This is a genomic window from Moritella sp. Urea-trap-13 (assembly GCF_002836355.1).
Lineage (GTDB): Bacteria > Pseudomonadota > Gammaproteobacteria > Enterobacterales > Moritellaceae > Moritella.
The window spans coordinates 182,735-197,381 of record NZ_PJCA01000031.1 but is presented as its reverse complement, the minus strand read 5'-3'; the positions used below and the strand labels follow the sequence as shown (position 1 = coordinate 197,381).

General features: G+C 41.3%; 13 protein-coding genes. 2 read left to right on the top strand and 11 right to left on the bottom strand.

The genetic code is table 11. The features are described from left to right. Positions 1-69: 69 nt before the first annotated feature. Both CXF93_RS08945 and CXF93_RS08940 read right to left on the bottom strand, forming a co-directional pair. Positions 70-657 (bottom strand): YceI family protein, encoded by a 588-nt coding sequence (locus tag CXF93_RS08945; protein ID WP_101063303.1) that lies wholly within the window; start codon positions 655-657, stop codon positions 70-72. A gap of 92 nt (positions 658-749) precedes the next feature. After that, positions 750-1,301, bottom strand: a complete 552-nt coding sequence (locus CXF93_RS08940; RefSeq protein ID WP_101062099.1) for a cytochrome b — start codon at positions 1,299-1,301, stop codon at positions 750-752. A gap of 199 nt (positions 1,302-1,500) precedes the next feature. Here CXF93_RS08940 and CXF93_RS08935 point away from each other — a divergent pair, with 199 nt between their 5' ends. Then, a complete protein-coding gene (locus CXF93_RS08935; protein ID WP_101062097.1) occupies positions 1,501-2,391 on the top strand; it encodes a LysR family transcriptional regulator in 891 nt (296 codons plus the stop codon). 151 nt (positions 2,392-2,542) lie between these two features. Here the strand turns inward: CXF93_RS08935 and CXF93_RS08930 are convergent, their stop codons facing one another. After that, positions 2,543-3,082, bottom strand: a complete 540-nt coding sequence (locus tag CXF93_RS08930; protein ID WP_101062095.1) for an NADPH-dependent FMN reductase — start codon at positions 3,080-3,082, stop codon at positions 2,543-2,545. A 178-nt stretch (positions 3,083-3,260) separates the two neighbouring features. Here CXF93_RS08930 and CXF93_RS08925 point away from each other — a divergent pair, with 178 nt between their 5' ends. Next, a complete protein-coding gene (locus tag CXF93_RS08925; RefSeq protein WP_101062093.1) occupies positions 3,261-4,163 on the top strand; it encodes a LysR family transcriptional regulator in 903 nt (300 codons plus the stop codon). Positions 4,164-4,274: 111 nt separating this feature from the next. On the opposite strand, the gene CXF93_RS08920 is transcribed toward CXF93_RS08925, so the two are convergent. The 8 genes from CXF93_RS08920 to CXF93_RS22360 all read right to left on the bottom strand — a co-directional run bounded on the left by CXF93_RS08920 (position 4,275) and on the right by CXF93_RS22360 (position 14,632). After that, positions 4,275-7,349, bottom strand: coding sequence for an efflux RND transporter permease subunit (locus CXF93_RS08920; RefSeq protein ID WP_101062091.1), 3,075 nt, complete (start codon positions 7,347-7,349; stop codon positions 4,275-4,277). Then, positions 7,349-8,464, bottom strand: coding sequence for an efflux RND transporter periplasmic adaptor subunit (locus CXF93_RS08915; RefSeq protein WP_101062089.1), 1,116 nt, complete (start codon positions 8,462-8,464; stop codon positions 7,349-7,351). The genes CXF93_RS08920 and CXF93_RS08915 overlap by 1 nt, the downstream gene beginning before the upstream one ends. Position 8,465: 1 nt before the next feature. Further along, the gene (locus tag CXF93_RS08910; protein ID WP_101062081.1) at positions 8,466-9,500 is read right to left on the bottom strand and encodes an efflux RND transporter periplasmic adaptor subunit; all 1,035 of its coding nucleotides are present in this window, start codon (positions 9,498-9,500) and stop codon (positions 8,466-8,468) included. Between the two features lie 286 nt (positions 9,501-9,786). Continuing rightward, on the bottom strand, positions 9,787-10,251 hold the full coding sequence (locus CXF93_RS08905) for a GNAT family N-acetyltransferase (protein WP_101062079.1): 465 nt from the start codon (positions 10,249-10,251) through the stop codon (positions 9,787-9,789). Between the two features lie 102 nt (positions 10,252-10,353). Beyond that, the gene (locus CXF93_RS08900) at positions 10,354-11,919 is read right to left on the bottom strand and encodes an aldehyde dehydrogenase family protein (RefSeq protein ID WP_101062078.1); all 1,566 of its coding nucleotides are present in this window, start codon (positions 11,917-11,919) and stop codon (positions 10,354-10,356) included. Positions 11,920-11,941: 22 nt separating this feature from the next. Continuing rightward, positions 11,942-13,039, bottom strand: coding sequence for a saccharopine dehydrogenase family protein (locus tag CXF93_RS08895; RefSeq protein ID WP_101062076.1), 1,098 nt, complete (start codon positions 13,037-13,039; stop codon positions 11,942-11,944). Between the two features lie 26 nt (positions 13,040-13,065). Continuing rightward, entirely contained in the window at positions 13,066-13,929 is an 864-nt protein-coding gene (locus CXF93_RS08890) for a DUF1338 domain-containing protein (protein ID WP_101062075.1), read from the bottom strand. Between the two features lie 106 nt (positions 13,930-14,035). Beyond that, entirely contained in the window at positions 14,036-14,632 is a 597-nt protein-coding gene (locus tag CXF93_RS22360) for a diguanylate cyclase domain-containing protein (protein WP_255418840.1), read from the bottom strand. Positions 14,633-14,647 lie beyond the last annotated feature (15 nt).

The window sequence follows — 14,647 nt, the reverse complement described above, 5'->3', positions numbered from 1 at the left end:
TTTTCAAACAATAAAGCCAGTAGCTACTTTATCAATTAAGTAGTTACTGGCTTATATTAATAGGCGATTTTACTGGCGTACACCTTCGAGATTCAACGTCATTTCAACATGAGTAGAGGCTGGACCAAGATTAGTCGTAATGCCGTAATCAGTTAATTTGAGGCTTGTTTGACCAGTAAAACCAACACGGTAACCACCCCAAGGATCAGAACCTTCACCGATTTTAGTCACAGGGAAAGTGATGGTTTTAGTGATACCTTTAAGGGTAAATTCACCTGTCACAGAACCATGATCAGCATCACTGAAATTCATGCTTTGACTTTGAAATGTTGCTTTCGGGAATTTTTTCACATCAAGAAAATCATCACTTTTTAAATGCTTATCACGCTCGGCATGGTTTGAATCTAAACTTGTGGTATCAATAACCATGTTGATTTGTGATTCATTTGGTGATTTAGCATCGTAAGAAAAACCACCGTCAAATGTATTAAAGCGTCCGAGTAACCAGCTGTAACCTAAATGTTTAATTTTAAACTGGACAGAAGCATGTGCGCCAGCTACATCTACTTTATAATCAGCAGCCTGAGCTACATTTGGCGCGACAGCAGCGAATAGTGAACTTGCTGCAATAGCTGCAGCTAAAATTTGTTTTTTCATTGTTTTTTCCATTTGGATTTACCTTTAATGTTTATTATTTACAGCTTTAATTACGTCTTAAAACCGATAAAGTCGCTGTTATTATTTGTTTTCTATTTTTTTACTTTCAGCATACGGACGAGCGTATTGTTCTTATTAATAAAATGATGCTTTATTGCAGCAAGCGCGTGTACACCAGCTAAGAGTACTAATGCCCATGCCAAAATTTCGTGTATCTGACCAGCAATATCCTCTTGGTTATCAACAGAGAATGGAATAGCCGGTATCGTAAAGAGCTCAAATACGCTAATACCACGGCCATCTGCTGTCGAGATCAAGTATCCAGATAGCATTAATGTAAACATAAGTAGATATAGGCCTAGATGTACTAAATGCGCACTCGTCACTTCAAACTTACTTGCATGCTGATCAGCACTGTCCGGATTGATATTTATCCCACGCCATAATGTGCGGAGTAACAATAAGCCAAGTAGTAAAATGCCGATGCTCTTGTGTAAATCGAGCGAGCCTTTATACCAGGCATCATAATAGGTCAGCTCAACCATATACAAACCTAAGCCAAACATGCCGAAAATAGCTAGCGCCATAACCCAGTGCAATAGAATTGCTATCCAACCATAAGCTGTTTTGGTATTTTTTAACATTCAAGTGTGTCCCCTACATCAGTAAGTTAATGATAATGGTATTTTGACTATTAAAAAATAGCTATTAATGCGAAACTATTGTGCATAAATGCACAGAACTTTTACATTAACTTAAATAACGCCATTTCGGTGACCTGACATAAGTGATTGTTTCATTTCAGCCTTCAATAATTAAAAACCTAATTAGAAGAATTTCCATATGAAAAATATATCTTGGGATGATTATAAAATAGCCTATCAAGTAGCCATAGATGGTAGCTTAAGCCAAGCAGGTAAATCGCTAAATATCAACCACGCGACGGTATTAAGGCGAATAAATCAGTTAGAAACAGCCTTAGAGGTTAAGCTATTCTTTCGTCATCAACGGGGCTATAAGCTCACAGATGCAGGTGCAATACTCCTTGCAGAGTTACCCGAACTGATTGCACGCTTTAGTAAACTTGAGCATCAGTTACAAAATGTAGAAAGTAATATTAGTGGCGAATTACGGATTTCCACAATCAGTTCGTATTCTTCACAACTCGCACCTGCATTAAAAGCATTTAGAGATATCTATCCAGCCATTCGTATTAAAGTGTTGTCTACTGATGATATCGTGCCATTAGAATCAGGCGCCGCTCACGTATCCTTGCGAGCTGGTCCTAAACCTAACGGCGCAGATTTAATAGTCAAAGAGTTGACGCGTTTTAAAACCAATTATTATGCTTCAAAGGATTATATAACAGAATTTGGTAAGCCAAGCACAGACAGCACCCTTAACGACCATTACTGGGTATTACCCACCGCAGATAAATATCGGATCCCCTTCGTCCGTCACATTGTTGATAACATTGATAAAGAGAGGATTGTATTTCAGAGCAATCACTTTCCTGATGTAAATCAAGCGGTGATCGAAGGGATGGGCATTGGTCCAATGGGCGAGCATCAAGCGAAACTTTATCCATCGCTAGTACAAGTGACATTAAACTCACCAGAGTCAGAAGAGGCTATGTGGTTTGTTTATCATAAAGATTCCAAGCACAGTGCCAGAGTGAAGTGTTTTTATGAGTTTTTACACTCGAGGTTAGAGCGACTATTTCATAACACTTAGATTGGCATAGTTATAAAATAAGCTATAAAAATAAGTTATTGAAGAATAAACTTTTGATATACAGAAAAGCGAGTACATGACTCGCTTTTACTCTGACAGTTAAAATCATTAGATTATCAAACACGGCAGTTACTAAATTATCGTTTGAATATTACTTCAATGTAGCAAGCGCATCTTCTAGTTGTGTCTGTATTTCTGCGTTACGTAATTGACCAGTTTCCATATCAAAGTTGTCATAAAAACTGCCAACTGAAAGAGAAGCTTTTACCTCTCCGGCAAAATAAGGTGCAGAGCCTGTTGCTGCCGCTAATACACTCCCTGCACCGCCTGGACCAGGTGAAGTAGATAACATGAGCATTTTTTTACCTTGATAAACTTTAGGGTCTATTCGCGAGGTCCAATCGAATAAGTTTTTAAATGCCGCGGTATACGAGCCATTATGCTCAGCATAAGAAATGATAATCGCATCAACACTACCAATCTTGTCGTAAAACGCTTGTGCTTGCTGTGGAATACCCGATTCTGACTCACGATCAACACTATACAGTGGCATTTCAAAGTCATTAATATCAATGACTTCAACTTCAGCGTTGGTGATTACCTTTGAAGTTAACACTTCACCGGCATAACTAACGAGTTGTTTATTAATTGATTGGCGGCTATTACTTGCTGCTAATGCTAAAACTTTCATATTGATTCCTTTTTAAACTCAATGAATAAACGACGTTTACGTCACCTAAACGGTATAGCCTCATAATAGAGTAACCACGATAAAAGATTAATAGCATGAATGGTAAATCATTATTTCCATATGACTCTTAATTGACTAAGATAGTAGTTATTCACACACTAATAGAAAAGGATTTAACTTGGCTTATAATGCGCAGTTGCTCAATGGCATGGTCACATTTGTGGAAGTCGTCAATACAGGCAGCTTTACCCTCGCAGCTCAAAGCAGTGGTCATTCGACTTCCTATATTAGTAAAGAGATTAACAAGCTAGAATCGAGACTTGGCGTGCGCCTAATGCACAGAACCACTCGATCACTACGTCTCACGCCCGAAGGTGAGATCTACTTTCTACAATGTCAGCAGATAATGAGTGATGCAGAACAAGCAGAAGAAACGCTAAACGGTCGTCAGCTAGAGCCCAAAGGTACGTTGCGCATCAGCTGCCCTACCAGCTTTGGTAACTCGCGTATGCAAGCCATTTTCTCACGGTTTCTAAGCCAATACCCACAGGTTAATCTCGAGTTAGATTTAGACAATCGTAAAGTCGATATGGTAACTGAAGGCTTTGATGTACTCATCCGCGGCTCGGCGCAGTTAGATGATTCGACCTTCATCAGCAAGAGAATATTCAGTTCTTACGGCGTAACCATCGCCTCACCAGATTATCTGCAACAACATGGTACACCACAAATACTAGCTGACCTTACTCAGCATAAAGTAATTAGTTACAGTAACCTAAAACAACCCAACATTTGGTCTTTGAAGCATAGTTCGGGACAACAACACCAGATCCAACTGACAAGCCGGGTACTGACGAATAGCTCTGAAATGGAGTTGGCTTTATGCCTTGCGGGGCACGGTATTACCAGAATGCCACGCTTTAATCTCGGTGACGAAATAGAATCCGGAAAGTTAATCGAATTATTTAGTGATTATCAACAGCAAGAAATCAATGTCTATTTGATTTATCCAAGTCGTAAATACGTCTCTTCAAAAGTAAGGCACTTCATTGATTTCGTCGCTGCAGAGTTAAAAAGCTAGGCTGCTTATATAAAAACAGGTGATATAAAATACTATATAAATAAAGTCTCACATAAAAAAACAAGCGCCATCTAGGCGCTTGTTTTTATTGCTTAATATAGATAATAAGTGTTATTTACCCACTACCTCAGGTACTTTTAAGCGATGTAACATACGATACAGTACCGGAACCACAAGTAAGGTTAATACCGTTGCAAACCCTAAACCAAACATAATGGTCACAGCCATTGGCTTAAAGAATACATCAGGTAGTAGCGGTACCATGCCTAATACCGTCGTGATAGCCGCCATACAAACTGGACGAACACGACTCACAGCAGCATCAACAACCGCTTGGTATCTTTCTTTACCACTGTGGATCTCAATCTCAATCTGATCAAGTAATACAATACCGTTTTTAACTAACATACCTGACAGACTTAAGAAACCAAGTAACGCCATGAAACCAAACGGCGTATTAAGGGCAAGTAACCCCATTGTCACACCAATAATGGCCAGAGGCACTGTCGCCCATACAATCACTGCATTTTTCACGTTGTTAAACAAGAAAATAGTGATTAAGAACATAAACAGATAACCCATTGGCATGGTCTGGAATAATGAGGCTTGTGCGTCAGCAGATGATTCATATTCGCCACCCCATTCGAGTGAATAACCCGGAGGGAAATCCATTGCTTCTACTAACGGCTGGATACGTTTTTGTAGCGTTGCAGCAGTTTCTTCACCTAATGGATCGGGATCAGCAAATATAGTCAGCATACGTTTACGGTTCTTACGCACGACAATAGGGTCTTCCCAACGCACATTAACCGCGAGTATCACTTGTTGTAACGGCACATAACCTTTGAGTACTGGACTCCAAATTTTCATGCCTTCAATGGTACTAATATCCACACGCTCATTTTCAGGTAAGCGGGCAATAATAGGCAACAAGCTAGTACCATCACGGTAAATACCAACAGTTAAGCCTGAAAATGCCATTTGCAGTAAATCATCAACATCTGACTTAGTAATACCATAGCGACGTGCCTGACTTTCGTTAAAGACAGGTTCAATCACCTTAGTTCGTTCACGCCAATCGTGACGCACATAAAATGCCCCAGGGTCTGCACGCATAATATCGATAGCTTGTTGTGCCAAGCCACGTAATACCGTTGGATCTGAGCCTACTAAACGAGCTTCAATTTTAGCGCCAGATGAAGGACCTAAGGCGATACGCTTAAGTTTATATTCAATATCCGGATGCAGAGAATCGAGGTTTTCGCTCACCTCTGCCATCATTGGCATGACGTCATCGTAGCTATCAACTCGAATAATTAACTCGCCATAAGATGCATAGCTTTTTTCTGGTGAGTAAGTCAGCATAAAGCGCTGAGAGCCTTTACCAGTGCTCGAAGATACATGCGCTACTTTTTCATTCGCACTAACCATCACTTCAAGTTCACGGAGTTTTTCGCTGGTGGCTCGAATATCAGTGCCTTCCGGTAACCAAACATCAACCATAAACATAGGCGTTGTTGATGACGGAAAGAATGATTGCTTTAACTGGGTGAAACCATACAAGCTCACTACTAACATTAAGATTAATGCAAACACGGTTGTCCACGCATATTTCATACACGTTTCTAATACACGTTTATAGGTAACAAACACTATGCCTTTATATGGGTCTACATCAGCGCTATCAGCGTCAACTTTCATACCTTTAAAGAACATATCAGCAAAGAAAGGCGTAATTGAAATGGCAGTAAACCAACTTAACATCAAGGAGATAAGTAACACTGTAAATAGCGTTCCAGTATATTCACCCGTTGAATCTTGAGATAAACCGATTGGGGCGAATGCTGTAACAGCAATAACCGTTGCACCTAACAAAGGCCATTTAGTCTGGGTGACAATATCGGTTGCGGCCTGCAGGCGAGTTCGGCCTTTTTGTACCCCAATTAAGATGCCTTCGACCACCACAATCGCGTTGTCCACCAGCATACCTAATGCGATCACCAATCCGCCAAGTGAAATACGTTGTAAATCAATGGCCATCAAGTTCATGAATACAAATGTACCCAATACCGTGAGTAATAAAATAAGGCCAATTAAGATACCAGAGCGCAAGCCCATAAATAACAGCAGCACAATGATAACAATACCAATGGCTTGGCCAAGACTCACGAGGAATCCTTTCACTGATTTATCAACTTCGTCCGGTTGGCTATAAACAGCATCAATATCAATACCGATTGGTTGCTGTTCTTTAAGTTCAGCTAAACGTTCGTAAACACCCTTGCCCATTTCAACAACATTTACGCCAGAAATAAACGACACACCGACATTAAGCGCAACCTTGCCATTAAAGGTAACAAGATTATCTGGTACTTCTTTAAAACCGCGGCTAATTGTTGCTACGTCACGTAAGTAAATGAGTCCTTGTGCCCCGGTTTCGGTAATAATCAAATCGCCGAGTGCGTCAACATCGGTAAACTCGCCTGTTGGATGAATACGGATATATTCAGAACCCACTCTCATTGCACCGGCACTTGATACTAAGTTTTGTGTTGCTAAGGTATTGTAAATAGTCGTCGGAGAAATACCTAAGCTACTTAAGCGCTGCATCGACATTTCAATAAAGACTTGTTCTTGCTGCACACCAGTCACAGATACTTTGCCGACACCGTCAACAAGTTCAATCTCTCGACGTAAATAGTCAACGTAATCGTTGAGCTCTTTATAAGAATAACCGTCACCCGTTATCGCCAGTAAAATACCGTAAACATCACCGAAGTCATCAATAATAGATGGTTCAGCCACACCAGGTGGCAGGTGTGATTTGATATCATTTACTTTACGACGTAATTCGTCCCAAATTTGTGGTAAATCATCAGGGCCATAATTGTTTTTCATCGTCACCGTGATCTGTGACAGTCCACGACTGGAAATCGAATTTACTTCATCAACATATGTTAACTGTTGTATGGCTTTTTCTAATGGGTACGTGACCTCTTCTTCTACTTGTAATGGCGTTGCTCCAGGATAAGCAGTAACAACCATTGCATCCTTAATGGTAAATTCAGGGTCTTCTAATTGGCCGAGACCGAAAAAGGCCATCGAGCCGCCAATTAAGAAGATGAGTGTGAGCATCCAACTGATCACTTTATTTTTAATAAAATAGGCTGCGATATCTTGTTTCATTATTGTCCAGCCTCTGTAGCGTTATTTGAATTAACCATTGATTCATCAAGTATCTTAATTGATTGACCTTCACGTAAGCGATTGCCACCAGCAATCACGATCTTTTCGCCAACAGCTAAACCAGAACTTAAACGCACCCCATTGTTAACCACTTTTTCTGTCACGATTTGGCGTTTACTCACTGTATTGTCACTATTCACAACCCAGACAAACTTTTGCGTCAAACTCAAGTCATCACCATCTTCATTTATGATCGCTTCAAATGGTATAAAGGGTTCATCTTTCTTATAGATGTTTAACTTTTGCGCATCAGCACGCACTTCAACAGCCATACCATCAAGAATAAATCGGTCTGTAGGCATAGGCATTGTGAGCGTAATAACGAATGAGCCAATATTAGGATCCGGTTCAGTAGTGAACTCTTTTAGATGGGCATTATATTCATGACCATCTGCGGTAACAACCTTAGCACCAGGTCTCGACTCTTCGATTTTAGTCGCAGAACTTTTCGAGTAAATAATGTCTGGCGCTTGTAATTGAATATCAACGGTCGTAGTACTATGGATATTCATCACCTGCTGGCCAATTTGCACATTTTCAAATTGTTGAACCGGCACATGAGAAATAATACCGGTGATTGGTGCTTTAAGTTCTGTAAAACTCAAGTTAAGTTTAGCGATATCCAGTCTTGCCTTGGCAATGCGACGCTGTGCTTTAAGCTCATCAAATTGTGATGGTGCAATATAACCTTGATCAACAAGTTTAGCCGAACGACGATATTGACTGTCTGCAATCGCGTACTCAGCTTTTGCATCATCGACTTCTAAACGGTAATAAGTTGGATCAAGTTGCGCAAGAACCTGACCAGCCACCACTTGGTCACCAGGTCGAACACTAACCGTTGTAACCTCGCCTTGTAAGCGAAAAGATAAGTTAGATTTATCCGCAGCAACGGTCACAGCAGGAAATGATAATCGCGCCGAGTCTTCAGCGAGCTGAACCGTGGCAATTTCAACTAGCTGTACTTTTTGTCTTGGCTCTACAATCGGTTTATCACAACCTTGTAGTATGGTCATCACACTAAGCGCCATCACGATAGAGGGTAATTTATGCATGTTACAGTCCTCGTTCCTTGATCCAAGATCGTACTTTCTGACCTTCACGTAATTCCTTAACGCCAGAGATCGCAACATTGTCACCATCATTCAGACCTTTAGACACACGTCCATGTTCATCTAATTCAATCTCTCGCTTGTGGGCAATGCCTTGATCGTCAATCTGCCATACATAATATGTATCGCCTTTTTTCATCAGCGCTTGCGGAGAGAGTGCGCCAGCATTACCTTTTGGCAGTGCAATACGGACCGCACCAGCCATGCCGGGAAGGATATTTTTACCTTCAGGGCGTTCCATAAATAAAGTTACTTTATAGCTGGAATTGGTGGCATTCGCTTCGGTATCGATTTCTTTAAATTGTGCAGGAAATTCTTCACCGGGAATTGTATCGAAAATAACGGTAGGACTACGGCTATAGTCATTGTTAAAACGCGCGAGTAGTTGTTCAGGCAGTTGGAATGTGACGTTAATAATACCGGCACGCTGAATGTGCACCACAGCTTCTTTGGCCATAACATATTCATGATTTTCTTTTAACGATAATGATAACGTACCATCATAAGGCGCTACTAAGGTCGCATAACTCAGATTAGATTCTTGTTTACTTAGCGTCGCTTGGGCTTGATTACGCTTGGCTTTAGAAGTATCGAATGCTAATTCTGAAACAACATTGGTTTTACGTAATTTCTCATCACGTTTAAATTGCACGGAAGCAAGTTCATAATTAGCTTGAGCTTGTTCAACCTGTAATGAAAACTCGTCTTGATTCAAGCTAGCAAGTTTTTGTCCTTTCACTACATTCTCACCGGGGTTCACATCCATCGACGATATAACGCCCGAAACGCGAAATGCAAGTACCGCTTTATCCCCCGCTTCTACAACACCTGGAAATGTTCGAAATGTATCTTTAATACCCACATCAACGGCTTGCAGCTTCACTGGCCGTGAATCTGGTTCGGGTATGACGACCTGTTCTTCGCTACAACCCGAAAGTAATAAGCCAGTAATAACGGCCGTTGCCATAATTCCCTTCATATAATCATCCTATTAATATCCTGTCTTATTAATGATGCTTTGCATACAAGCCAACTCGTCATAATAAACTATTACTCAACTATAGCCTTTAAAATAGTATTTACAATGACTTATCTATTATACGCATATATAACACCCAATAACCCACAATATGGAAATATCCAACATAAGCAGTACAGACCATTTTAATTACAGATAGTTCTCTGAGGATTAACTTTTTGAAGAATGAGGGAAAAGATAGGCACTAGTCTGACTAGCCCTATTGGTACTTTATTAATGCAAAACGTTATGACTCCGCATAAATTAATTCCATCGGCATATCTTTAACACCACATTTCTCACGAACGCCACTAACAGGTACAAATCCGAATTTTAGATATACATCAACTGCATTCAAGGCTGAGTTAACCGTAAACTTACCCGGATTACCCTGTTCTAAGCAGACGCTCTTCGCTTGTTCCCACAGTGTTCTTGATAATCCTTTTCCTTGCTGGCCGTCAGCAACAAATAAATGGTACAAATGCGTGTTTTCTTTCATACCGACGACAGCAATTATTTCGCCGTTTAACTCCGCAACATGGTATTCGTAACCAGCAGCTAAATAACCCGCAATACAACTTGGCGCCATAGAGTTCAAAATTAACTGCCCACCGTCTTCACTACAAGTCGGTAAAATATGCTTAATGACGAGCGTTGTGATTAGCTGACTAATCGCATCTATATCATCTAATTTGGCTTTTCTAATTATCACTAACTTTCCTTGGTGTGCTAACTGAACATTAGTCTCAAATTTACACGCTAAAAAATTGTTATTCAATAAATAAGAATAATATACCTGCTGCTAACATAACGCTTAATCACCTTTTGGCATATCAAAACTAATGCCTTGCGCCAAAGGTAACTCGTTGCCGTAATTAATGGTGTTAGTCATACGACGCATATAAGCTTTCCATGCATCGGAGCCACTTTCACGGCCACCACCGGTATCTTTTTCGCCACCAAAGGCACCTCCAATTTCGGCCCCTGAAGTACCAATATTGACATTGACGAGCCCACAATCAGAGCCTCTTACGCTGACGAAAATCTCTGCTTCAGTCATGTCTTTAGTAAAGATAGCTGAAGACAGCCCCTGGCTAACACCATTCTGTATTGCTATCGCCTGCTCAAGTGAGTCGTAAGTGTGTACATAAAGCAGAGGTGCAAAGGTCTCCTGCTGGACAACATCAGCCTTAGCATCTATATCGATAATAGCAGGCGTGATATAAAATCCGTGATCGCCTTTACCTTTATTACCTAAATTCGATACTTTTTCAGCGCCCGTAATTAGTTTTCCCCCCTGAGAAATAGCGGTTTTAATACTGGCTTTCATGGTATCGATGGCTTGCTGGTTAACCAGTGGACCCATTAAGTTATTGCCATCAAAGGGGTCGCCGATACTCACGGTTTTATAAATCGCCTCTAATTTGGTGAGTACTTGATGTTTTAGACTGCTATGCACAATCAATCGACGCAGTGTTGTACAGCGTTGACCGCTCGTGCCCAAAGCTGAGAAGGTGATCGCGCGAATAGCTAATTCAAGATCGGCACTCGGGCACACAATCATGGCATTGTTACCGCCCAGTTCTAATAGTGTACGTCCCATTCGCGCCGCAACACGACAATTAACCGCGCGTCCCATTGCACATGAACCTGTTGCTGAAACCAGAGCTATATCTTTATGATCGACTAATTGTTCGACTTGCGGTTTCTCACCGAAAACAATACTGCTAAGCGCAGGGTTAGCACCAAACTGTTTAATGGCTGATAATAGTAATTGATGGCAGGCTAATCCGCTGAGTGGTGTTTGGCTCGATGGTTTCCAAATAATACTGTTACCACAAATCAAGCTAATAGCTGCATTCCAAGCCCACACTGCCATGGGGAAGTTAAACGCGGTAATGATAACTACAGGACCAAGAGGATGCCATTGCTCCATCATTCTATGGTTAGGTCTTTCTGTCGCAATAGTTAACCCATACAGTTGTCGAGATAAACCCACTGCAAAATCACATACATCAATTAACTCTTGTACTTCACCCAAGCTTTCTTGAAAGGGCTTACCCGCTTCAATGCTAATAATAGTGGCTAATTGATGTTTCGCTACACGCGCTTTTTCCGCAAACAATCTGACTAACTCTCCACGCTGCGGGGCGGGAACACTACGCCAATGATAAAACTCGGTGGTTGCACTGCGGATCACTTTTGCAATGACATCGGGTTGTGCATGACTGATGGACACAAATTTTTGACCATCGTTAGGGCTAATCACATCCACTTTAGTATCGCTGTCAAAGCGTTGGTCACCAAGATACGCACTACCATAGTGTTTATCTTTAGCATAAAAGTCGCCAAGTACGGTTTTCAAAATTGCTTCATGCATGTGATTATCCTCGTTATTATAACTAGATACTTAATTCCGCATCACGATAGACTTGAGCAAAGTCGTTTGCTAAGAAGTCTTCGATATCTAACGTCTCTTGCTCAACAAACCCTTGTCGCTGTTCACAGCTATTTAAAATTAAATCGACTGTGGCGACTGCTGCACTGGCAGTGGCGATTTGAATGGCACTTTGCTCTGCAGTATGGCGGAGTAAGAAAGTACGACTGCATTGCCTTAATCTGTCATCGACATAGCCCGTGGCCACTACAGAGATCAGAACCAGATCTTGCATTGTCGTTGCGACTGAACTTTCAAATATCTCCATGAGCATATCTCGACGCTTACCCTCTTCACCTAGGCGTAAGTCATGAAACAAGAACTTCATTAACTTGCAATGGCCTGGATAACGGATAGTTTTATAAGTCAGTTCTCGCAGTTTTCCGTCCAAGCTATAACAAAGATTCGCCAAGCCACCTGAGGTATTAAATGCTTCGTACTCGACGCCCGAGATTGAGAATACTTCGCGACCTTCCAATGGCTCAGTTAACGTAAGAATATGATTTTTTATTGATTCACACGGATTAGCATATTCGTTGATTAAGCCTTCTGTAGACCAAGTCAGGTTGTACATCATTTGATTGGATGGGTATTCAGGTAACGCCCCAACGCGTAGTTTAAGACTATCAAGGCGGTCAAAATTATGCCTAAAGCTGTAACCCAAAATACCGATAAACCCGGGCGCTAAACCACATTGCGGCATAAATACCTGACCAAGCGCTGCTGCGATGGCTATTTCTTTAATTGCTTGCGTGCAACGGACATCTTCAGTTAAATCAAAATAGCTACAGCCATTAACTAGCGCGGCCTGTGCAACATAGGGGTTATCGTTGAATGTTAATGCTGATATAACCGCATCCTGGCCTGCCAGTAAATCATTATAATCTCGAGTATCTGCTGACGAGTTAGCTAATAACTTAGTGGTAAATTGATCACTAAAATGCGCAACGGCATTAGGGTTGATATCAGCGCCTGTGACATCATAACCATCGTGACTATTGAGGATTTGAGCAATTGCACCGCCAATGCGGCCAAGTCCTAAAACAACAATTCGTTTTGCCATTTATAACTCCCTAAGGCTGCTAACGCCTAACTTTCGTCGTCGGAGGTCGTACTACCAAGTATGGATTTCATGTTGGTCGATTCAAATATTTTATCCGCACTCATCGGTACAAACCCTTGATATAACGTCCCATCTTCTTGGTTAAAGCGCTGTGCAAATTCATAATAGCAACTGCTTATCGCTTGTTCGCCAGCATCGTGAAAATCTACCATGCAAGTATCAGCCATCGTAGCCGCTTGAATTAAGCAGTCCGATGGTGTGCCTTTGATCACACCGCCCGCCTCATTCAGCTGGTAACCTTGTTGCCGCAATAACGCCACGACTTGTGACAATTCGGGGGTGTTTTTTAAGTGATTTACGAATATGGTAAAATGGTTGGCGCGGAGCCCCCAGACCGATAGCCAAGCCGCGTATTCGGACTCTTCGGCTAAGGTTTGATAATCTGCGTAACTTGGTAATTTCCATAAGCGGCCAGCGCTTAACAATGGGCTGAGTCCCCGACTCGATTGCTCCAGTAAGGGGGATTTCAATGTCGATTTTGCCTGTTCTATAATGTCTTGAATAATAACCTGAGAGGCTTCAGATAAATACTTCCAGCGCAGCTCACTGATGAAGATTTTAGTCGGTGATTTATCATGCACATAACAGCGCGCATCCAGTTTCTTAACGTCAAACTTATAAGAGTCAAGATGTCGATAACCGAGCGCTAATACCTCATCTTCTAATATATCGATGCCAATATGAGAATCAGCGAAGGTGCGAAAAGCAACGTGATCATTCACTAGCTCTTCACCACTACTTTCAAATAATTGATGTATATCGACAGCTTGCGGACTAATGACACAGTATTGTTGCCAAAGTTTTGTGAAAAATGCATCTAACACAAGCATGGATTATCTCCTTAATTGCATTAATGTTATCAGAGGTGGTTAATACTAAGATAGGCGATGAAGTACTGTTTCGCTAGCGGGTAGGATGTTTCGCAGTGATAGTCAGTTACATTACTTCATTAACATTTAGTTCGCTAATTACGTCTGCGAACGCATAGTTATTTTTCCCTTGGCGTTTTATTTCATACATAGTTTGGTCTGCCAAGTTGACTAATTCCTGAGGACTGACCCCATGGTCAGGATATAAAGCAACACCTATGCTGGCGCCAATAGTTACCTGTTCGCCCTGTAATTTATACGGAGCAGCAACCGCTTCAATCAAATTTTCTGCGATAGCTATAATGCTACCTTTATCGGGCATATTCGTCAGTAAAATCCAGAATTCATCACCACCAACACGAGATACGGTATCAAACTCCCGAACACAAGAACAAAGCCGAACTGCAGTTTCCTTGAGAACATGGACGCCATTTTCTTGCATCGATTCGTAATCACGCCAAAAGTCATTGGTTTGCAGAAACAAAAATACGCGACCACCAGTTTGATTTCCGACTGATTTTGTCTGTTCTTCATTACTCGCTTGAGCTAAGAGTAAATTTGTTCCCGTTGAGTTCGGAGGTGATATCTGAACCCAACGCTTGCCACCACCTAAATCAGTATCTTCGATTAGCTCAAAGTTTAATTTCTTGGTATAAAATTCGATAGCATCATAATTTTA

Coding starts and splice junctions, on each gene's coding strand:
- CXF93_RS08930 (WP_101062095.1), bottom strand. CDS start 3,082: ATGAAAGTTTTAGCATTAGCAGCAAGTAATAGCCGCCAATCAATTAAT.
- CXF93_RS08920 (WP_101062091.1), bottom strand. CDS start 7,349: ATGAAACAAGATATCGCAGCCTATTTTATTAAAAATAAAGTGATCAGT.
- CXF93_RS08910 (WP_101062081.1), bottom strand. CDS start 9,500: ATGAAGGGAATTATGGCAACGGCCGTTATTACTGGCTTATTACTTTCG.
- CXF93_RS08890 (WP_101062075.1), bottom strand. CDS start 13,929: ATGCTTGTGTTAGATGCATTTTTCACAAAACTTTGGCAACAATACTGT.
- CXF93_RS08895 (WP_101062076.1), bottom strand. CDS start 13,039: ATGGCAAAACGAATTGTTGTTTTAGGACTTGGCCGCATTGGCGGTGCA.
- CXF93_RS08935 (WP_101062097.1), top strand. CDS start 1,501: ATGAAAAATATATCTTGGGATGATTATAAAATAGCCTATCAAGTAGCC.
- CXF93_RS08900 (WP_101062078.1), bottom strand. CDS start 11,919: ATGCATGAAGCAATTTTGAAAACCGTACTTGGCGACTTTTATGCTAAA.
- CXF93_RS08945 (WP_101063303.1), bottom strand. CDS start 657: ATGAAAAAACAAATTTTAGCTGCAGCTATTGCAGCAAGTTCACTATTC.
- CXF93_RS08915 (WP_101062089.1), bottom strand. CDS start 8,464: ATGCATAAATTACCCTCTATCGTGATGGCGCTTAGTGTGATGACCATA.
- CXF93_RS08940 (WP_101062099.1), bottom strand. CDS start 1,301: ATGTTAAAAAATACCAAAACAGCTTATGGTTGGATAGCAATTCTATTG.